Source organism: Streptococcus sanguinis (assembly GCA_013378335.1).
GTDB lineage: Bacteria > Bacillota > Bacilli > Lactobacillales > Streptococcaceae > Streptococcus > Streptococcus sanguinis_I.
Window position 1 is genome coordinate 228,937 of record CP040556.1, and the last position, 20,336, is coordinate 249,272.

At 42.5% G+C, this 20,336-nt stretch carries 19 protein-coding genes and 2 pseudogenes; 20 read left to right on the forward strand and 1 reads right to left on the reverse strand.

Features of this window, described 5'->3' with window-relative positions:
* Nucleotides 1–70: 70 nt before the first annotated feature.
* The 6 genes and pseudogenes from FFV08_01295 to FFV08_01320 all read left to right on the forward strand — a co-directional run bounded on the left by FFV08_01295 (nucleotide 71) and on the right by FFV08_01320 (nucleotide 5,030).
* Nucleotides 71–538: a cysteine hydrolase gene (locus FFV08_01295; protein ID QLB51432.1), complete on the forward strand. Its 468-nt coding sequence runs from the start codon at nucleotides 71–73 to the stop codon at nucleotides 536–538.
* A complete protein-coding gene (gene radA / locus FFV08_01300; GenBank protein QLB51433.1) occupies nucleotides 496–1,896 on the forward strand; it encodes a DNA repair protein RadA in 1,401 nt (466 codons plus the stop codon). The genes FFV08_01295 and radA overlap by 43 nt, the downstream gene beginning before the upstream one ends.
* 74 nt (nucleotides 1,897–1,970) lie before the next feature.
* Nucleotides 1,971–2,665, forward strand: a pseudogene (locus tag FFV08_01305) (TIGR00266 family protein).
* Between the two features lie 148 nt (nucleotides 2,666–2,813).
* Nucleotides 2,814–3,311 carry a carbonic anhydrase gene (locus tag FFV08_01310; protein ID QLB51434.1) on the forward strand — a complete coding sequence of 166 codons (498 nt, stop codon included), beginning with the start codon at nucleotides 2,814–2,816 and terminating at the stop codon, nucleotides 3,309–3,311.
* A gap of 97 nt (nucleotides 3,312–3,408) precedes the next feature.
* On the forward strand, nucleotides 3,409–4,275 hold the full coding sequence (locus FFV08_01315; GenBank protein ID QLB51435.1) for an ABC transporter permease: 867 nt from the start codon (nucleotides 3,409–3,411) through the stop codon (nucleotides 4,273–4,275).
* The gene (locus FFV08_01320) at nucleotides 4,272–5,030 is read left to right on the forward strand and encodes an ABC transporter ATP-binding protein (protein QLB51436.1); all 759 of its coding nucleotides are present in this window, start codon (nucleotides 4,272–4,274) and stop codon (nucleotides 5,028–5,030) included. Before FFV08_01315 ends, FFV08_01320 begins: the two co-directional genes overlap by 4 nt.
* Nucleotides 5,031–5,225: 195 nt before the next feature.
* On the opposite strand, the gene FFV08_01325 is transcribed toward FFV08_01320, so the two are convergent.
* Nucleotides 5,226–6,707, reverse strand: coding sequence for an aspartate aminotransferase (locus FFV08_01325; protein ID QLB51437.1), 1,482 nt, complete (start codon nucleotides 6,705–6,707; stop codon nucleotides 5,226–5,228).
* Between the two features lie 293 nt (nucleotides 6,708–7,000).
* Here FFV08_01325 and FFV08_01330 point away from each other — a divergent pair, with 293 nt between their 5' ends.
* From FFV08_01330 to FFV08_01395, 14 genes and pseudogenes are all read left to right on the forward strand, one after another.
* The gene (locus FFV08_01330) at nucleotides 7,001–7,240 is read left to right on the forward strand and encodes a GlsB/YeaQ/YmgE family stress response membrane protein (protein QLB51438.1); all 240 of its coding nucleotides are present in this window, start codon (nucleotides 7,001–7,003) and stop codon (nucleotides 7,238–7,240) included.
* Between the two features lie 56 nt (nucleotides 7,241–7,296).
* Nucleotides 7,297–7,878: an alkaline shock response membrane anchor protein AmaP gene (amaP, locus tag FFV08_01335; protein ID QLB51439.1), complete on the forward strand. Its 582-nt coding sequence runs from the start codon at nucleotides 7,297–7,299 to the stop codon at nucleotides 7,876–7,878.
* A gap of 11 nt (nucleotides 7,879–7,889) precedes the next feature.
* A complete protein-coding gene (locus FFV08_01340) occupies nucleotides 7,890–8,060 on the forward strand; it encodes a DUF2273 domain-containing protein (protein ID QLB51440.1) in 171 nt (56 codons plus the stop codon).
* 17 nt (nucleotides 8,061–8,077) lie between these two features.
* Nucleotides 8,078–8,668, forward strand: coding sequence for an Asp23/Gls24 family envelope stress response protein (locus tag FFV08_01345; protein ID QLB51441.1), 591 nt, complete (start codon nucleotides 8,078–8,080; stop codon nucleotides 8,666–8,668).
* A gap of 76 nt (nucleotides 8,669–8,744) precedes the next feature.
* On the forward strand, nucleotides 8,745–8,948 hold the full coding sequence (locus tag FFV08_01350) for a CsbD family protein (GenBank protein ID QLB51442.1): 204 nt from the start codon (nucleotides 8,745–8,747) through the stop codon (nucleotides 8,946–8,948).
* Nucleotides 8,949–9,731: 783 nt separating this feature from the next.
* Nucleotides 9,732–11,399, forward strand: coding sequence for a ribonuclease J (locus tag FFV08_01355; GenBank protein QLB51443.1), 1,668 nt, complete (start codon nucleotides 9,732–9,734; stop codon nucleotides 11,397–11,399).
* Between the two features lie 74 nt (nucleotides 11,400–11,473).
* Nucleotides 11,474–12,253, forward strand: a complete 780-nt coding sequence (locus tag FFV08_01360; protein QLB51444.1) for an esterase family protein — start codon at nucleotides 11,474–11,476, stop codon at nucleotides 12,251–12,253.
* Nucleotides 12,254–12,359: 106 nt separating this feature from the next.
* Nucleotides 12,360–13,817, forward strand: a complete 1,458-nt coding sequence (locus FFV08_01365) for a glutamate--tRNA ligase (protein QLB51445.1) — start codon at nucleotides 12,360–12,362, stop codon at nucleotides 13,815–13,817.
* 89 nt (nucleotides 13,818–13,906) lie between these two features.
* Nucleotides 13,907–14,535, forward strand: a pseudogene (locus FFV08_01370) (hypothetical protein).
* A gap of 119 nt (nucleotides 14,536–14,654) precedes the next feature.
* Entirely contained in the window at nucleotides 14,655–16,049 is a 1,395-nt protein-coding gene (locus FFV08_01375; GenBank protein QLB51446.1) for an IS1182 family transposase, read from the forward strand.
* Nucleotides 16,050–16,284: 235 nt separating this feature from the next.
* Nucleotides 16,285–17,484, forward strand: a complete 1,200-nt coding sequence (locus FFV08_01380) for an argininosuccinate synthase (protein QLB51447.1) — start codon at nucleotides 16,285–16,287, stop codon at nucleotides 17,482–17,484.
* A 14-nt stretch (nucleotides 17,485–17,498) separates the two neighbouring features.
* Nucleotides 17,499–18,884 carry an argininosuccinate lyase gene (gene argH, locus FFV08_01385; protein ID QLB51448.1) on the forward strand — a complete coding sequence of 462 codons (1,386 nt, stop codon included), beginning with the start codon at nucleotides 17,499–17,501 and terminating at the stop codon, nucleotides 18,882–18,884.
* A gap of 284 nt (nucleotides 18,885–19,168) precedes the next feature.
* Complete coding sequence (gene rnpA, locus FFV08_01390) at nucleotides 19,169–19,528, forward strand: ribonuclease P protein component (protein QLB51449.1); 360 nt, start codon at nucleotides 19,169–19,171, stop codon at nucleotides 19,526–19,528.
* Nucleotides 19,512–20,327: a membrane protein insertase YidC gene (locus FFV08_01395; protein QLB51450.1), complete on the forward strand. Its 816-nt coding sequence runs from the start codon at nucleotides 19,512–19,514 to the stop codon at nucleotides 20,325–20,327. The genes rnpA and FFV08_01395 overlap by 17 nt, the downstream gene beginning before the upstream one ends.
* The last annotated feature ends 9 nt before the right edge of the window (nucleotides 20,328–20,336 follow it).

Sequence of the window (20,336 nt, forward strand, 5' to 3'; positions counted from 1 at the left end):
CCCAAGTATCTAGGCCGCTGTCCTAACTGCGGATCTTGGTCTTCTTTTATTGAGGAAGTAGAGGAATAAAATGGCAGACTATTTATTAGTTGTAGACATGCAGTCAGATTATGTTGCTGTAGGAAAAGCATATCATGAAGAACTGACTGCAGCTGTAAATGACAAAATTGCTACCTATCCCAGCGACCGAGTTATCTATATTCTCAATCGTTTTTTCTGGGAGAGAAAAGATAGAAAGAAGAAATTTGCGACCGGCTTGCTGGTTGTATCTTCTCGTATCTTTGAGAAGCGTCGAGCTTCTTGCTTTACTAATCCAGATTTAAAAGATTTTTTAGAGGGAAATGGTGCTAAAAGCATAGAGTTTATAGGGGTAGATGGCAATGGCTGTGTCAAGGTTTCCGTTTTGGCAGCTGTCAAGGAGAATTATCAGGTTTCTGTCGATTTGTCTGCTGTCGGAGTTGCCAACCAGAAGAAATTTCAAAATACATTGTATAAGTGGCATTCTGTCGGAGTAACCGTAGAAGGAGAATTATTATAGCTAAGAAAAAAACGACCTTTGTCTGTCAAAATTGTGAATATCATTCGCCCAAGTATCTAGGCCGCTGTCCTAACTGCGGATCTTGGTCTTCTTTTATTGAGGAAGTAGAGGCTGCAGAAGTCAAGCATGCCCGTGTTTCCTTGACGGGCGAAAAGACCCGGCCCATGAAGCTGGCTGAGGTCACTTCGATTGATGTCAACCGTATCAAGACAGAAATGGACGAGTTCAATCGTGTGCTGGGGGGCGGTATAGTGCCTGGCAGTCTGGTCCTGATTGGTGGAGATCCCGGTATCGGGAAGTCCACCCTGCTTCTGCAGGTATCCACCCAGCTTTCTCATCAGGGCACAGTCCTTTATGTCAGCGGGGAGGAATCAGCTGAGCAGATTAAGCTGCGGGCGGAACGCCTCGGTGATATTGACAGTGAATTTTATCTCTACGCCGAGACCAATATGCAAAATATCCGCACGGAGATTGAGAAAATCAAGCCAGATTTTCTGATTATCGACTCCATTCAGACGGTCATGTCGCCTGAAATTTCCAGTGTTCAAGGCTCTGTCTCTCAGGTCCGAGAGGTGACAGCTGAGCTTATGCAGCTAGCTAAGACCAATAATATCGCGACCTTTATCGTTGGTCACATGACCAAGGAAGGAACCTTAGCTGGCCCCCGAACGCTAGAGCACATGGTGGACACAGTGCTTTATTTTGAGGGCGAACGTCAGCACACTTTCCGTATCTTGAGAGCAGTCAAGAACCGCTTTGGTTCAACCAATGAGATTGGAATTTTTGAAATGCAATCTGGCGGGCTAGTTGAGGTTATCAACCCCAGCCAAGTCTTTCTGGAAGAACGGCTGGACGGCGCGACAGGCTCTTCCATCGTTGTAACCATGGAAGGGACGCGGCCGATTTTAGCAGAGGTACAGGCTTTGGTGACACCGACAATGTTCGGCAATGCCAAGCGAACCACGACTGGACTGGACTTTAACCGAGCCAGTCTCATCATGGCAGTTCTGGAAAAGAGGGCAGGGCTTCTCCTGCAAAATCAAGATGCCTACCTCAAGTCTGCTGGCGGCGTCAAGCTAGATGAGCCAGCGATTGATTTGGCAGTAGCGGTAGCTATTGCTTCCAACTACAAGGATCTGCCTACAAATCCTCAAGAGTGCTTTATCGGTGAAATTGGCCTGACTGGTGAAATCCGTCGGGTTAATCGCATCGAGCAGCGCATCAACGAAGCAGCAAAGCTGGGCTTCACCAAAGTCTACGCCCCTAAAAACTCTCTGAACGGTCTCAAAGTTCCAGACAATATCCAAGTCATCGGTGTGACGACGATTGGGGAAGTCTTAAAGAAAGTATTTTCCTAATAAATTTACTCTGTTTTAGATTGCAAAAATATTTTATTGTTGTTATAATTTAGAAAAACAAGGAGGCATTTCTTATGCGATTTTCTATGGATAGTAATATGCAGTTTCCTTTGGTTGAGTTGTCGCTCAATCAAGGAGAAACCGTCTTTATCCAGCGTGGCAGCATGGTCTACCACACGCCGAATGTGACCCTGAATACTCAGCTCAATGCAAACGGTTCTGGCTTGGGACGTTTTGTCAAGGCTGTGGGGCGTTCGATGGTTTCTGGCGAAAGTACCTTTATTACCCAAGCGGTTGCCCAGTCTGACAATGGTTACCTTGCTTTGTCACCAGATTCTCCTGGTCAAGTCATTCCTCTTCAGCTAGGTGAAAAGCAATATCGCCTAAATGACGGTGCCTTTCTTGCCCTTGATGGTACGGCTTACTATACCATGGAGCGCCAGTCTGTTGGGAAAGCACTATTCGGCGGCCAAGGCGGTCTCTTCGTCATGACAACCCAAGGCCAGGGCACTCTTTTGGCCAATGCTTTTGGATCTATTAAAAAATTGAGCTTCATAACCAGGAAGTAACAATTGACAATGCCCATGTAGTAGCTTGGAGCCAGTCTTTGAATTATAATATCCATCTAGAAAATGGCTTCTGGCAGTCTATCGGAACGGGTGAAGGAGTAGTCAACACCTTCCAAGGTACTGGTGAAGTCTATGTTCAAAGTCTCAATCTTCAAACCTTTGCAGGCTCCCTCAGCAAGTTTATTCCAAGAAGCTCATAAGAAATAAAATTAGGACAGAAGATCAGGCTAGATGCTGGATTTATCTGTCCTATTTTTTTATAACAAAGCCGACAGCTGACAAATAGCAGAAAAGATGGTAAGATAATATAAAATTATTTGAATAACAAAGTACTAGTGAGGGGAAAGAATGTCATATTTTGAAAATTTTATGAAGGCCAATCAAGCTTATGTTGATTTGCATGGAACATCGCATCTGCCGATCAAGCCCAAGACCAAGGTAGCCATTGTAACCTGTATGGACTCTCGGCTCCACGTAGCCCAGGCTCTAGGACTGGCACTAGGAGATGCCCATATCTTGCGCAATGCCGGCGGTCGGGTGACGGAGGACATGATTCGCTCGCTGGTTATTTCGCAGCAGCAGCTAGGAACGCGGGAAATAGTAGTTTTGCACCATACAGACTGCGGGGCACAGACCTTCAAGAATGAGGAGTTTACAGCCTATCTTCATAAAGAACTAGGTGTCGATGTCAGCAATCAGGACTTTTTGCCCTTTACAGATGTAGAGGATAGTGTGCGCGAGGATATGGCCTTGCTGCGGCAGTCACCACTGATTCCAGCTGATGTAGAAATCTCAGGAGCGGTTTACGATGTAGATACTGGTCGAATGACAGTTGTTGAGGAATAGTTAGGAAGTCAATTTCTTTGTCTGCACATCGGCATTGAAATTGGCTCCTTTTTTATGTTAAAATAGAGAAACGATTTTAATTAGTTAGGACAATGTTATGATTCTTTCCATTATTTCTCAGGGATTGGTTTGGGCTGTTCTGGGGTTAGGTATTTTTATGACCTTCCGGATTCTGGGCTTTCCTGATATGACGACAGAAGGCTCCTTCCCCTTGGGCGGGGCGGTGGCTGTTACCTTGATTACCAAGGGAGTCAATCCTTTTCTAGCAACAGCAGCGGCTGTTTTAGCGGGCTGTGCAGCGGGTGCAGTGACAGGTCTGCTTTATACCAAGGGGAAAATTCCGACTCTGCTTTCTGGGATTTTGGTCATGACCTCCTGCCACTCTATCATGCTGATGCTGATGGGCCGTGCCAATCTGGGGCTTTTAGGCAGCAGTAAGATTCAGGATGTTCTGCCCTTTTCAGGGGAAGTCAATGCCCTCTTGACTGGTTTGATTTTTGTCAGTTTGGTGATTGCTGCCCTGCTCTTTTTCTTGGATACTAAGCTAGGGCAGGCCTATATCGCGACCGGAGATAATCCGGATATGGCTCGCAGTTTTGGGATCAATACCGGCCGTATGGAGTTGATGGGACTGATTCTGTCAAATGGCTTGATTGCTCTGGCTGGGGCGCTGATTGCCCAACAGGAAGGCTATGCGGATGTGTCCCGTGGGATTGGAGTAATCGTTGTCGGTCTGGCCAGTCTTATCATTGGCGAGGTGCTCTTCCAGAGTCTGACCTTGGCAGAGCGTCTGATCACCATTGTCGTTGGTGCGATTGCCTATCAGTTCTTGATCTGGGGCGTTATTGCTCTCGGCTTCAACACCAACTATCTCCGTCTTTACAGCGCGGTGATTCTGGCCGTCTGTCTCATGATTCCAACCCTGAAAAATAAATTCTTTAAAGGAGCCAAGTTAAGCAAATGACAGCGATTGTAGAATTAAGAAATGCAACCAAGCTTGTAAAGAGCGGCTTTGATGAAGAAAAAATCATCCTAAATGATGTTTCTTTAGATATTCACGAGCATGATTTTATTACGATTTTAGGTGGAAACGGTGCAGGAAAGTCAACCCTGTTCAATGTCATTGCCGGCACTCTCCCTCTGACCAGCGGCAGCATTCATATCTTGGGTGAAAATGTCACTCATTTTTCACCAGAAAAGCGGGCCAAGTACCTGTCTCGTGTCTTTCAGGATCCTAAGATGGGAACGGCTCCGCGGATGACAGTAGCGGAAAATCTTCTTATCGCCAAATTCCGAGGTGAAAAGCGTGGCTTGGTGCCCCGTGGGCTCAACAGTTACAAGGAAGAGTTTCAGGCGACGATTGAGAAAATCGGCAATGGTCTGGACAAGCATCTGGATACACCGATTGAATTTCTTTCTGGTGGGCAAAGACAGGCCTTGAGTTTGCTCATGGCAACGCTCAAGCGTCCAGAGCTTTTGCTTCTGGATGAGCATACTGCGGCGCTGGATCCCAAGACCAGTGTAGCCTTGATGGAGCTGACCAATGAATTTGTCAATCGTGACCGCCTCACAGCCCTCATGATTACCCATCACATGGAGGATGCCCTCAAATACGGCAACCGACTAATCGTTATGAAAGACGGGCAAATTATTCAGGACTTAAACAAAGATGAGAAAGCCAAGATGACCATTGCGGATTATTATGGCTTGTTTGAATAGGCTTGCTCAGAGTTTTGTAAAAACAAGAGAAAGAATACGTACTAAATAATGTACGGCTCCCACAAAGTTAGACAAATAATAATCAAAAGTCTCTAGTTCTCTATTAAATAGGACTATGTCCTTTTTCTTCAAATTGCCCTAATAGATGAATAAAAACCGCTTGATTGCGGTTTTTTGTTATAAAAATAATCTAAATCACTCATCTAAGCGAATAAACATCATTGCGTTAAGTAAGGAGATGAGTGCGACCGTATTAATATTATTGGAATAGATCAGTCTCTTGTTCTCAATGGGTGGAATAATAAAATTAGAAATGATGATATCGTAAGGTGATTCTTTTAAAGAATCGATTGATAGTTCTAATTCATTCCAAACTTCAAGCTCAAAATTGTTGCTGCAATAATAAGAAAGTGTCTCTGCTACTGATTTTGCATGATACTGATCAAAATTACTCATGACTAAAACTTTTAATTTAGGCTGATTTTGTAAAAGATTCAGCACTAAATGTTTGCTATGAGTGATAAAAGTATAGGATAGATGGTTGACTTTCATTGGTGTGCTATGGATATCCAAAGTTTCTAGATAATGTTCAATCCCTTTTTTAATATCTGAGACAAATTGAGGGAAAATATTTTGAAAGTTCTTGATTGTATTCCCTTTTTGATCAAACAGAATAAACTCTGTAGATAGTTCCTGGCGGTGCAGATGTGCTGTATTATGCAAATGCCAAATAAGATTGTCATTATTGTCTATTTTTAGATTATATTTGCTTTCTATCTGATCAATTAAATCACTTAATAATTGATACGAATTTTTTACATAGCTGTCTGTTTTTGCGCAGCTCATAAATAGATTTTCATCAATGAAAAACATTTTTTGAAAATAGGAGACAAATAGTTGACCTATCACTTCTTTATTCAAAGAGATATGATATTCAGAATCAAAGCTCGCTACAATGTCTTCGATTCCTTCTGCTTGCATGAAAGATTCTAACAATTGATTGTTAAAAGAATCTTTCTCAACTTCCAAGAAATGACCAAACTTTATTCGATATAAATTTGTAACTAGGAGCAATTTTAACATTCTTTGAGTTGCGAAGTTGACAGGAAATGCAGTTTCTTTATAGACCAGTGCTAACAGCTTACACAAAGATTCTACTGAAAAATCTGTAAAGGGCCATTCAAGAAAATAATATTTTTCCGAAAAATATTGTGCAAAAAAATAACGGATATCAATCTCATCTCCAGTAATCCGAGCAGGATTGAGACTAATTTTAAAATTATATTGTTTTTTTATGATTTTGTTAATATGACTGATTATACGATAGAGTGAAGAAGAGCTTATATAAAACTCTTTGCAAATATTCTCAGTTTCATATCCTTCGTTAAAGAAGATGAATTCTAAAATTGAAAAATGGGTTGAATACTTAAAAAAATAGTGATAGACCATCTCAATATCACTATCATCGGTGTTAATGATACGTATGCCATTAGTGGACGAGTGAAAAATCAATTGAGGAAACGCAGACTTGACATGGGATAAATCATCTTTTACTGAACGTTCTGTACAATTCAATAGTTCAGCCAACTCAGAAATATGAAACCAGCGTTTGTTTTTAAATAGTAGTTCTAATAGTTCTAATTGTCTGTGGCTCTTTTTAGACAGTAATTCTCGCATTAAAATATTATCTTTCTTTATATAGTGTTTTTATTATCAGGCAATTATACCACATTTTATGCATTTAACCTCGTTTAACAACTCAAAAATATATCTAAAAATGCTGATAAAAGCCTATATAACAAGCAATTCTTATCTTTGCGTATCTATAGTACAGATAAACGGAAAGAAAACCAAGTTGAATTATTATGTTTCCAAGTTGGAAAATTATATAATTATGTTAATCAAAAAATAATAGTAAAAAATATTATTAAACAATTTTGATTTAGAAAAAATTAGAAAGGAGAATCAATATGCTTTGGTCTATTATTGTTGGAGGTCTTATTGGTCTTATTGCTGGATCAATCACTAAAAAAGGCGGCTCAATGGGCATTATTGCAAACGTTGTTGCAGGTTTAGTTGGTTCTGCTGTCGGTCAGTCACTTTTAGGAACTTGGGGTCCTAGTTTGGCTGGTATGGCCTTGCTTCCTTCTATCATTGGTGCAGTTATTGTAGTAGCTGTTGTATCATTTTTTGTAGGTAAAAAGGCATAAATTGTCTTTTTACTTTTCAAAATATAATTTAAAATTTAATGATGTGAGGATTCAATATGTCAAAATCAAGAAAAATACTTTCCCTTATTTTCTGTATTTTAATCTTGACAATTTTGATTCCTGTTTTGCTGGACTTTCATAAAGTCAGCGGTCTGGGGCTCCAGTTATTTAGCTGGAAGTTATTCACTTGGAAGCAGATTCCTTTTGTGGGCTACTATCTTTCTAGGTATGTTTTCTGGGGCACTGTGGTTTTAGCAAGCTTAATCTTACTACTGATGTTAGTGATAGTTTTTTATCCTAAGAGACATTTGGAAATTCAGCTAGCTGATGCGGATGGGAAACTGATGCTGAAAAATTCAGCCATTGAAGGGTTTGTTCGTAGTCTGTTAACAGAACACGGTTTAATTAAAGATCCTACAGTTTCAGTAAATAGCCGTAAAAATAAATGCATGGTTTTCGTTAAAGGGGCAATCGTTCCTTCGGAAAACATCATCAAAAGAAGTCAGTTGATTCAAGAAGAAATTGCGTCTGGATTGACAGAATTCTTCGGAATCAATCATAATGTCAAGCTTAAAATCTCTGTCTCAGACTTCAAGCCAAAAGAACCGGCTAAAAAAACTACTAGTCGTGTAAAGTAAGGAAGTAAAAAATGGAATGGTTTAAAAAATATCAATATCCAATCTTGTCTGGATTAGCAGGCATTATTCTAGCGTGTTTTATCCTATCCTTTGGCTTCTTTAAGACTCTATTTGTCTTGATTTGCGCTACTCTAGGGGCAGGAATCGGATATTATATTCAAAACAAAAATATATTTAAATAAGAATAAAGGAGTTTAACATGTCAAATAAAGATGTTAAAGATGTTGCTAAAAAAGAAGTTGCTCAAGCAGCTCATGAAGTAAAAGGTGAATTGACTTACGATGATAAGGTCATTCAAAAAATTATCGGTCTCTCTTTAGAGAAAGTTTCAGGTTTGTTGGCTGTTGACGGTGGATTCTTCTCTAACATAAAAGATAAATTGGTCAACTCTGACAATGTCACTCATGGTGTCAATGTTGAAGTTGGTAAAGAACAAGTAGCTGTTGACTTGAATGTAGTGGCGGAATATCAAAAGAATGTTCCAGCTTTATACAAAGAAATCAAGAAAGTTGTTGTAGAAGAAGTATCTAAGATGACTGATTTGGAAGTTGTTGAAGTAAATGTCAATGTTGTTGATATTAAAACAAAAGAACAACACGAAGCTGACTCAGTAAGCCTGCAAGATCGTGTAACAGACGTTGCTGAATCAACAGGCGAATTTGCTTCAGAGCAATTCGAAAAAGCAAAATCTGGCATTAGCGGTGGCTTCTCAGCTGTTCAAGAAAAAGTTGGCGATGGTGTAGAGGCTGTTAAAGACGCTGCATCAAATGAAAAAGCTCGCGTTCGTTAATTCTCTAACCAAGATTAGGAATTCTTAAATTCTTTCATTGCTTTAAAAATTGAAACTAATAACGGAGGTATCAATTATGTCTACAGAAGAAAAATTCAACCAAGCTAAAGGTTCTGTAAAAGAAGGCCTGGGCAAATTAACTGGTGATAAAAAAACAGAAAAAGAAGGAGCTGCTGAAAAAATAGTTTCTAAAGTTAAAGAAGTTGCAGTAGATGCCAAAGATGCTGTTGAAGGTGCAATCGAAGGCGTTAAAAACATGGTTAAAAAAGACGATAAATAAGAGAAAAATTGATTTTCCTTAAAAATAATCTTTCTTAATTCTAGCAGCGGACAAACGCTATATACAGTTTAAAGGAGGCCTTACTTTAAGGTCTCCTTTGCTTTTTTCCTGCCTTCTTTTCTGCTTAAAATATTTTTGTATTTTTAATGTGTAAACGCTTGCAAAAATCTAAATAGAGTACTATAATAGAGTTAAGGAAATAGAAAGAAAGGAAACCAAATTCATTCGCTTTTAAGTTTACTTTGTTGGTATAGTTGTTTGTAATACATAAGTAGTTGCTTTACTTGACATATTGGTTGAATTGTCAGACAGGCCTGCTTAGCTTGCCTGATTGTAACGATAGTATAGAAAGTAGAAGCTTTTAGATGGTTTTCAAACTTCGAGAATTCAATCAATAGTGCTTTATTATGCTATAGAGATTTCCAATGCTAAGATAAAAAGAAAATCATTAGCGGTTGAAGGAATTAAAAGTTTATAAAAAATAATAAAAACGATAAATAGAAAATTGTTATTCAGTTACACTTTGGATGAACTGATTGCTCTCATACCAGCGAAGTAAACCAGACCTCTAGCCGAGTAAAGCTAGAGGTCGTTTTTTGTGGTAGAGGATGCTAAGAAGGCACGCTTAGCTTTGAAAAAACATGAAAAAATGCTATAATAGATTGGATGTGCAGACCTTAGGTTTGCAAGACTGTAATTCGACTTGGCTAGCCAAGGACCGTTAGTAATAAAATAAAGAATTTCTGCTAAAAACGAGATTCTAAAAATTGAATAGGAGAAAAAATGAGCAAGAGCAATATTAAACTGATTGCTTTGGGCGGCGTACGTGAAAATGGTAAAAACCTCTACGTTGCCGAAGTGGATGATTCCATTTTTGTATTGGATGCTGGGCTGAAGTACCCAGAAAATGAGCAGTTGGGTGTGGATTATGTCGTTCCCAACATGGACTATTTGTTTGAAAATAAGAAGCGGATTGCGGGTGTCTTTCTGACGCACGGGCACGCAGATGCGATTGGTGCTCTGCCTAATCTTTTAGCAGATGCGAAGGTGCCGGTTTTCGGATCAGAGTTGACGATTGAGCTGGCTAAGCTGTTTGTCAAAAACAATGATGCGGTTAAGAAGTTCAATGATTTCCATGTGATTGATGAAAATACCGAGATTGAATTTGGCAAAACCGTGGTTTCCTTCTTCCGGACGACCCACTCGATTCCTGAGAGTTTGGGAATTGTCATCAAGACCAGAAAAGGCAGCATCGTTTATACAGGTGACTTCAAGTTTGACCAGTCTGCCAGCCCGTCCTATGCGACAGACTTTGGCCGTTTAGCTGAAATTGGCCGCGAGGGTGTTCTGGCCTTGCTCAGTGATTCAGCCAATGCGGACAGTAGTGTTCAGGTGGCTAGTGAGAGCGAGGTTGGCAAGGAAATCGAAGATACGATTGCTGACTGGGATGGTCGTGTGATTGTTGCGGCGGTTGCCAGCAACTTATCTCGTATCCAGCAGGTTTTTGATGCAGCTGCTGAGACTGGCCGCCGAGTAGTTTTGACAGGCTTTGATGTTGAAAACATCGTTCGTACGGCTATCCGCCTCAAGAAGCTGTCCTTGGTGGACGAGCGTCTCTTGATTAAGCCTAAGGAAATGTCTAAGTTTGAAGACCATGAGTTGATTATCTTGGAGACTGGCCGGATGGGTGAGCCTATCAATGGTCTGCGCAAGATGTCAATCGGACGTCACCGCTATGTGGAAATCAAGGAAGGCGATTTGATTTACATTGTAACAACGCCTTCTATTGCCAAGGAAGCGGTCGTGGCTCGTGTGGAAAATATGATTTATCAGGCGGGGGGCATTGTCAAGCTGATTACCCAAAATCTGCGGGTTTCAGGTCACGCAAATGCGCGTGATTTGCAGCTCATGATTAACCTGCTGCAGCCTAAGTACCTCTTCCCGATTCAGGGTGAGTACCGCGGTTTGGATGCTCATGCCAAGGCTGCCATGGAAGTCGGCATGCTGCCGGAAAATATCTTCATTCCTAAGCGTGGCAGCATCATGGAATACGACCATGGTGATTTTGTGCCTGCTGGTGCAGTATCAGCTGGAGATGTCATGATTGATGGAAATGCAATTGGTGATGTGGGCAATATCGTCCTGCGCGACCGCAAGGTCTTGTCTGAAGATGGTATTTTTATCGTGGCACTTACGGTTAACCGTAAGGAAAAGAAAATCATTTCCAAGGCTAAAGTACACACCCGTGGATTTGTCTATGTCAAGAAGAGCAGAGATATTTTGCGTGAAAGCTCTGACATTATCAATAAAACTGTGGAAGACTATCTGGCGCAGGACAGCTTTGACTGGGGCGAGCTAAAAGGAGCTGTCCGTGACAGTTTGGCCAAATATCTCTTTGACCAAACCAAGCGTCGTCCAGCTATTTTGCCGGTTGTTATGGAAGTGCGGTAAAAATCTGAACACAAATACAAGAAAAGTCGGGCTTCGGCTTTTTCTTGTCAGGAATATACGAAGGAGAAATGCGAATGGCAGTGATGAAAATAGAGTATTATTCTGAGGCTTTGGAGATGGAATGGGGTGTCAATGTCCTCTATCCGGACGCAGCTCGTGTTGATAAGCCGGATGATAGGGATATTCCTGTTTTGTACCTGCTTCATGGTATGAACGGTAACCACAATAGCTGGCTCAAGCGCTCAAATATTGAGCGTCTGGTTCGCTCGACCAACTTGATTGTTGTCATGCCTAATACCAGCAATGGCTGGTACACCGATACCCAGTACGGTTTTAACTATTACGAAGCCATCGCTGAGGAGCTGCCCCGGGTGCTCAAGCGCTTTTTCCCAAATATGTCAGATAAGCGTGAGAAGAATTTCATTGCTGGTCTTTCCATGGGCGGATACGGAGCCTTTAAGCTGGCTCTCAAGTCTAACCGCTTTTCATATGCCGCTAGTCTTTCTGGGGCTTTGAGTTTTCTTGATGCTCGTCCAGATAATGCTGAGATGGCAACGCCAGCCTATTGGCGAGGAGTTTTTGGAGACTTTACAGACTGGACCAGTAGCCCTCATTCGCTGGAGAGCCTAGCCAAGCAATCTGATAAAAAGACCAAGCTTTGGGCATGGTGCGGCGAAGAGGATTTTCTCTACGAGGCTAATCAGGAGGCAGTAAAAAACCTGCAAGACTTGGGCTTGGAGATTACTTACAGCCACAGTCCAGGTAAGCATGAGTGGTATTACTGGGAAAAGCAGATGGAGAATGTGCTGGCCTGGCTTCCTATTGACTTCCAGCTGGAAGAGCGCCTGTCGTAAAAATAGACTGTAAAGTCGTGTTATGCCTTCAGAGTATGATATAATGATTACGTTTGAACATCGGAGTGGGAATAATTCCCCGAAATACAAATAGGAGAATGGAACTTTGACAAAAGCGATTCGAGTGCGTTATGCACCAAGTCCGACTGGACTTTTACACATCGGAAATGCGCGGACTGCGCTCTTTAACTACCTCTATGCTCGTCATCATGGCGGGACCTTCATTATCCGTATCGAGGATACAGACCGCAAGCGCCATGTAGAAGACGGAGAACGCTCACAGCTTGAAAACTTACGCTGGTTGGGTATTGACTGGGATGAAAGTCCTGAGACTCACGAAAACTACCGCCAGTCTGAGCGCTTGGATATTTACCAAAAATACGTCAATGAACTCTTGGACAAGGGCTTGGCTTACAAGTCCTATGTGACTGAGGAAGAATTAGCGGCTGAACGCGAACGTCAGGAAGCAGCTGGTGAGACGCCGCGTTACATCAATGAGTTTCTAGGCATGTCAGAGGAAGAGAAGGCAGCCTATATCGCTGAGCGCGAAGCGGCGGGCATTATTCCGACGGTTCGTCTGGCTGTCAATGAATCAGGTGTCTATAAGTGGAATGACATGGTCAAGGGCGAAATTGAATTTGAAGGCGGCAATATTGGTGGCGATTGGGTTATCCAGAAGAAAGACGGCTACCCAACCTACAACTTTGCTGTGGTTATTGATGACCATCTGATGGAAATTTCACATGTTATTCGTGGAGATGACCACATTGCCAACACGCCTAAGCAACTCATGGTTTATGAAGCTCTAGGCTGGGAAGCTCCAGAATTTGGGCACATGACCCTGATTATCAACTCTGAAACAGGCAAGAAACTGTCCAAGCGCGATACCAATACCTTGCAGTTTATCGAGGATTATCGCAAGAAGGGCTACCTGCCAGAAGCAGTCTTTAACTTTATTGCACTGCTGGGCTGGAATCCTGGTGGCGAGCATGAGATTTTCTCTCGTCAAGAATTGATTGAGCTCTTTGATGAAAAGCGTCTCAGCAAGTCCCCAGCTGCCTTTGACCAGAAGAAGCTGGACTGGATGAACAACGAATACATCAAGAATGCAGATTTTGACACAATCTTCGCTCTGGCTAAGCCATACTTGGAAGAAGCAGGCCGTTTGACAGATAAGGCAGAAAAGCTTGTAGAGCTCTATAAACCACAAATGAAGTCTGTAGACGAAATTGTGCCGCTGACAGACCTCTTTTTTGCGGACTTCCCAGAGTTGACAGATGCGGAGCGTGAGGTCATGGCTGGTGAAACGGTACCGACCGTGTTGACAGCTTTCAAAGAAAAGTTAGAAGCTATGTCTGATGCAGATTTTGTGACGGAGAATATCTTCCCACAAATCAAGGCTGTCCAAAAAGAGATAGGAATCAAGGGCAAAAACCTCTTTATGCCGATCCGAATTGCCGTTTCGGGTGAAATGCATGGACCAGAGCTGCCAGATACGATTTACCTGCTAGGCCGCGAAAAATCTATCCAGCATATCGAAAACATGCTAAATCAAATTCAATAAGATGAACCAGCTTTCAAGCTGGTTTTTACTTTGCAAATTTTTGTTTTTATGTCACAATTGTAATAAGAAAATACCTTAAGGAGAGAAAAATGAAAAAATGGATTATCATCTTGATTGGAGGACTAGTAGCCTTACTCGTGCTAGTAACCTGTAACCAAAAGAAAGAGCAGACGAATCCTGCTTCCAACAATTCTAAAGCAAGTTCGACTAGTTCTGCATCTTCTAAAAAGTCTGAAAGAGGGACCAATTCGAGCGAACTTGATAGTCAAGCGGATAATCAGCAAACTTCTGATACAGGCTCTCAGCAGAATTCGGAAACTGAAGCTGAAAAGTCTGCCAAGGAAACTAGCAAAGGAGAGAAAGAAACGGCATCAACTTCTAGTTTGGATATGAAGGCTATTACTTCTGGGGATTTTTCCAGCATGATTGGTACTTGGCAGGATACCAAAGGGAACAGTTATACATTCGATGCGTCAGGTATTGAGTCAGATGTTGCCAAGCTTGAGACAGGAGATTACTCTGGGCCAGATGAAAATGGGATTTACCGAGCAGGGATTCGTTGGAAAACCAAACCGGTGCTGCCTTTCTTATAATCCCAGCAGGAAAGAGTCTGCCAGCTGGGGAGACTGTCAATGGGACGGATCCGACTGATACCAGTCAAGATCGCTTTATCATTACTCAGAGCGTTTCCGAACATCCCGATGTTTTTACCGCATAAAATAGGAGTCTTGACAGACTCTCAGATTGAAGACAAAGTCCTAAGAACAGAAGTTTCTAAGGGCTTTTCTTTTTGTAAAGTCGTATAATAGAGGTAAGAACAGTTGTGAGGTGCTCCCTATGTTTCACAAAGAAAAATCTGATTATAATCGCTGCCAATATGGCTTCTATACGATAGACGAATTGGTCCCAGAAGATCACTTTCTTCGCCAATTGGAAGCGGAGGTTGATTTTGACTTTATCTATGACTTGGTTGAAGAAACCTATAGCCCAGATCAGGGTCGTCCCAGTCTAGATCCCGTCATGTTGGTCAAAATTCCTTTGATTCAATGTTTTTATGGCATTCGCTCCATGCGCCAAACCATTAAAGACATAGAAGTAAACGTAGCTTATCGTTGGTTTCTTGGACTAAGCTTGGATGACAAGGTGCCTCATTTTACCACATATGGAAAGAATTACAGCCGTCGTTTTCAAGATAAAGCACTGATTACTGAGATATTTTCACACGTACTCCATCAAGCTTTATGTGCTGGTTTGATTGATCCTTCTGAGATATTTGTGGATGGAACCCATATTAAAGCGGCAGCCAACAGCCACAAGTATCATAAGGAAATGGTTGCCCAACAAGCTACATTTATGAGTGAGCAATTGGAAGTTGAGATTGATTTAGATAGGAGAAAACACGAAAAAAAGCCCTTAAAGCCCGCAAAAGAAAGCGAGGCTAAGGAAAAGAAAATCTCAAGGACAGATCCTGAGAGTGGTTGGTTCCACAAGGGGGAACACAAGGAAGTCTTTGCCTATTCTGCCCAAGTAGCGTGTGATAAGCATGGTTGGGCCTTGGCTTATACGGTTGAAGCAGGAAATGTTCATGATAGTCAGGCTTTCCCTGCCCTTTTTGCCAAGATTGAGCCTTTTCATCCAACCTATCTCATCGCAGATGCAGGTTATAAAACCCCAAGTATTGCAAAATTTTTGTTAGACAGAGAGATTACCCCTGTCTTCCCTTATACCCGCCCCAAGGGTGTAAAAGGGAACTTAAGGCCCAATGATTTTGTTTATGATTCCTATTATGACTGTTACCTCTGTCCAGAGAACCAAGTGTTAACCTATCGCACGACGACCCGAGCAGGCTACCGTGAGTATAAGAGTGATTCAACAGTATGTGTCGCCTGTCCCCTATTATCTGTTTGTACCCAGAGCCAGAATCAGCAGAAAGTCATCACAAGACATGTATGGAAAGATGCGCTTGAATGTTGTGAAGAGATTCGACACCAAAGAGGGATGAAGGAGCTCTATAAGAAGCGCAAAGAAACCATTGAGCGGCTCTTTGGGACAGCTAAAGAATACCACAACCTCCGTTATACAAGAGAGAAAGGCAAGTCCAAGATGGAAGATAAGGTTGGGCTTACTTTGGCGTGTTTGAATCTCAAAAAACTAGTAAAAATGAGGGTGGGGAAGCCTTTTTATTTTGTTCAAATGACCATTATGCTATCAAAAGATGAAATCAAAAGATGAAATTTTAGCCTGACAAACAGAAAAAGACAAACACTATTTGGAATGTTTGTCTACGGTCTGGGAGTCTTGACAGACTCTTTTTTTCTTGTTTTAAGTCCAGTATATAATATATTGATTTTGAATAAAAATCGATAAAACGCTTTTATTTTAATAAATATTAAATTTCCTCTTGACATTCGCATTTTCATACAGTAGAATGTTTAAAAATAAAATGTAGAAGGATAGAGGTAATCGCATGGTTAAAGAGAAAGTCATTTTAGCGTATTCCGGCGGCTTGGACACTTCGGTGGCCATTACTTGGCTGGACAAGGATTATGATGTAATCGCGGTTTGCATGGACGTGGGTGAAGGAAATGATTTGGATTTCATTCATGACAAGGCGCTGAAAGTTGGCGCTATCGAATCACATGTTATTGATGTTAAAGACGAGTTTGCGGAAGACTACGTCTTGGTTGCTCTGCAAGGACACACCTTCTACGAACGAAAATATCCTCTAGTGTCCGCTCTGAGCCGACCTTTGATTTCTAAGAAATTGGTTGAAATTGCTCACAAGACAGGGGCGACGACTATTGCCCATGGCTGTACCGGAAAAGGAAATGACCAGGTTCGTTTTGAAGTGGCTATCGCCTCCTTGGATCCCAGTCTCAAGGTGATTGCCCCGGTTCGGGAGTGGAAATGGTCTCGGGAAGAAGAAATCAATTACGCCAAAGCTAATGGTGTGCCAATTCCTGCAGATCTGGATAGTCCCTACTCAGTCGATCAAAACCTTTGGGGACGGGCCAATGAGTGTGGTGTCTTGGAAAACCCTTGGAATGAAGCACCGGAAGACGCCTATGATTTGACGGTTGCACCAGAAGCAGCGCCAGACAACCCAGTCTATGTAAATATTGACTTTGAGGCTGGCGTGCCAGTTGCTTTAGATGGCAAAAAGATGAAGCTGGCGGACTTGATTCTTGAGCTGAATGACTTGGCAGGACAGCACGGTGTTGGGCGGATTGACCATGTGGAAAATCGTCTGGTAGGGATTAAGTCTCGGGAAATTTATGAATGCCCTGGTGCAGTGACCCTCTTGGCTGCCCACAAAGAAATCGAGGATCTGACTCTAGTCAGAGAATTGGCTCATTTCAAGCCGATTATCGAAAATGAGCTGTCTAATCTCATCTATAATGGCCTCTGGTTTAATCCAGCGACAGAAGCCTTGATTGCCTATCTTAAGTCCACTCAGCAGGTGGTTAATGGAACAGCTAAAGTGAAGCTTTATAAGGGATCTGCGACAGTTGTAGCGCGTAAGTCTGCTAATTCTCTCTACGACGAAAGTCTGGCTACCTATACCAGTGCAGATACCTTTGACCAGGATGCCGCGATTGGCTTTATCAAACTATGGGGGCTTCCATCTAAGGTTCACGCAGAGGTTCAGGCTCACAAGGACAAATAGAAAGGGGCTTTCCTATGGCGAATCATAAACTGTGGGGCGGACGTTTTGAAGCCTCTCTGGAAGCCTGGGTAGAGGAATTTGGTGCCAGCATTGGCTTTGACTATCGTCTGGCTCCTTATGATCTGCAGGGCAGCCTAGCCCATGTCAAAATGTTGGGGCAGACAGGAATCATTGCTCCAGAGGAAGCGGCTACTATTCAGGCAGGCTTGGAAAAGCTGTTGGCACGTTATGAGGCTGGAGAGCTTGAGTTTGATGTGCGTAATGAAGATATTCATATGAATATGGAGGCTCTTCTGACCGAGGAGATTGGGCCAGTAGCTGGTAAGCTCCATACGGCTCGCTCCCGTAATGACCAGGTGGCGACAGATATGCACCTTTATCTCAAGGATCAGCTCGGTCAGATTGCGGATAAACTCTTGAATTTGCGACAGGTGCTGCTGGACTTGGCAGAAGAGCATGTAGAGACCATCATGCCAGGCTATACCCATCTGCAGCATGCTCAGCCGATTAGCTTTGCCCATCATTTGCTGGCCTATTATCAGATGTTCAGCCGTGATAGTCAGCGCTTTGCCTTTAATCTGGAGCATACGGATTTATCTCCTTTAGGAGCAGCGGCTCTAGCGGGAACAACGTTTCCGATTGACCGGGAGCTGACGGCTGATTTATTGGGTTTCAAAGGACTTTACCACAATTCCTTGGATGCGGTAAGTGATCGAGATTTTATTTTGGAGTTTCTATCTAACAGTAGCATTCTCATCATGCATCTGTCTCGTCTCTGCGAGGAGCTGATTAACTGGTGCAGCTATGAATACGGTTTTGTCAGTCTGTCAGACACCTTTAGCACAGGTTCTTCCATCATGCCGCAAAAGAAAAATCCGGACATGGCGGAGCTGATTCGGGGCAAGAGCGGCCGGGTTTATGGCCATCTCTTCAGCCTTCTGACGGTTATGAAATCCCTGCCCTTGGCTTACAATAAGGACCTGCAGGAAGACAAGGAAGGCATGTTTGATACAGTAGATACCATCCAGAAGTCGCTGGATATTATGGCGGGTATGCTGTCTAGTATGACTGTAAACAAAGAAAAAATGCTGGTTTCAACTCAGCAAGACTTCTCCAATGCGACGGAATTAGCTGACTATCTGGCCAAGAAAGGACTGCCTTTCCGGGCAGCTCATGAGATTGTCGGAAAGTTGGTGCTGGAATGCAGCAAGGCAGGCTATTATCTACAGGATATCCCGCTGAGCCGCTATCAGGAAGTGTCGTCGCTGATTGAGGAAGATATTTATCAAGCGCTTGAGTCGCAGACCGCTGTACAAAAGCGGAATTCCCTTGGTGGGACGGGATTTGCACAGATCCGTCAGGAGTTAGAACGGGCTAAGAAACAGCTGGAAAAGGAATAAGATATAGGGAGAGGCTGGGACAAAAGTCCAACCTCAAATATAAAAAGCGAACAAAACTAGTTTTCTGGTAATCGGAATTCTGCTTTGTTCGCTTTTCGCATTTAATTATAGATTTGAAAGGCTTAGTAATTAAGATTTTTAAAAATTGAAATCTTTTTGTCCCAGCCTCTCTTTAAGTGAATCGACCTTTTAAATATTTGCAAAAACAGCGTCATAGCAGCTCTTATTGGCATTTTCGAAAAATATGGTATAATAGATATAATTTTGGTGGATGGAGTTGAGTTTTGAGAAAAAACTATCGCGTCAAGAGCGAAAAAGATTTTAATGCGATTTTTAAAAAAGGACAGAGTTTTGCTAATCGAAAATTTGTCGTCTACATGCTAGAAAAAGAGCAAAAGCATTTTCGGGTTGGAATTTCCGTCAGTAAAAAGCTGGGGAATGCAGTGGTTCGTAATCGTATTAAAAGAAAAATCCGCCATGTCTTGATGCAGCATCAAAAACAGTTAGTCCAGGCAGACTTCGTCGTTATCGCCCGTAAAGGAGTGGAGGAGCTGGACTACCACCAAGTTGAACAAAATTTATTGCATGTGTTAAAAATTGCTAAACTTTATCAGGAAGGATTCATTTGTGAAACAGAAAAGTAAATTAGGGATTTTGCTGGTCGCCTCGCTGCTCTTTCTCACAGCCTGCGGAACCAGTCAAGTAACGGCCGATTCAAATGGCTTCTGGGAGAAGCTGGTCTATTTCTTTGCGGACACCATTCGGTTTCTATCCTTTGGTGGAAGCAAGGGGATTGGGATTATTCTCTTTACCTTGATTATCCGGACAGTTCTCCTGCCGGTCTTCCAATTCCAGACGACTTCTTCACGCAAGCTGCAGGAAGTACAGCCGCATATCAAGCAACTGCAGGAAAAGTATCCTGGCAAGGATATGGAGAGCAGAACAGCCTTGGCTGAGGAAACTCAAAAACTCTACAAAGAAATGGGTGTCAATCCTTATGCCTCATTCATTCCACTCTTTATCCAGATGCCGGTGCTCTTGGCTCTGTTTCAAGCCCTGACTCGGGTTGAATTTATGAAAACAGGTCACTTCCTCTGGCTTAATCTAGGAGCGACAGATCCGACCTTTATTCTTCCGCTGTTGGCGGCTCTCTTCACTTTCTTCAGTACCTGGCTTTCAAACAAGGCCTTGCCTGAGAGAAATGGCGGGATGACAGTCATGATGTACCTGATGCCAGTGGTGATTTTCTTTTTTGCCCTTTATGCGGCGAGCGGGGTAGCCCTCTACTGGGCGGTCTCAAATGCTTATCAGGTGGTTCAGACCTTGCTGCTGAGCAATCCTTTTAAAATCATTGCTGAGCGGGAAGCCAAGGAACGGTCAGAGCGTCAATTGGAACAGAAAAAGAAACGTGCCCTGAAAAAAGCACAGAAAAAGAAAAAGTAAGTAAGAAGG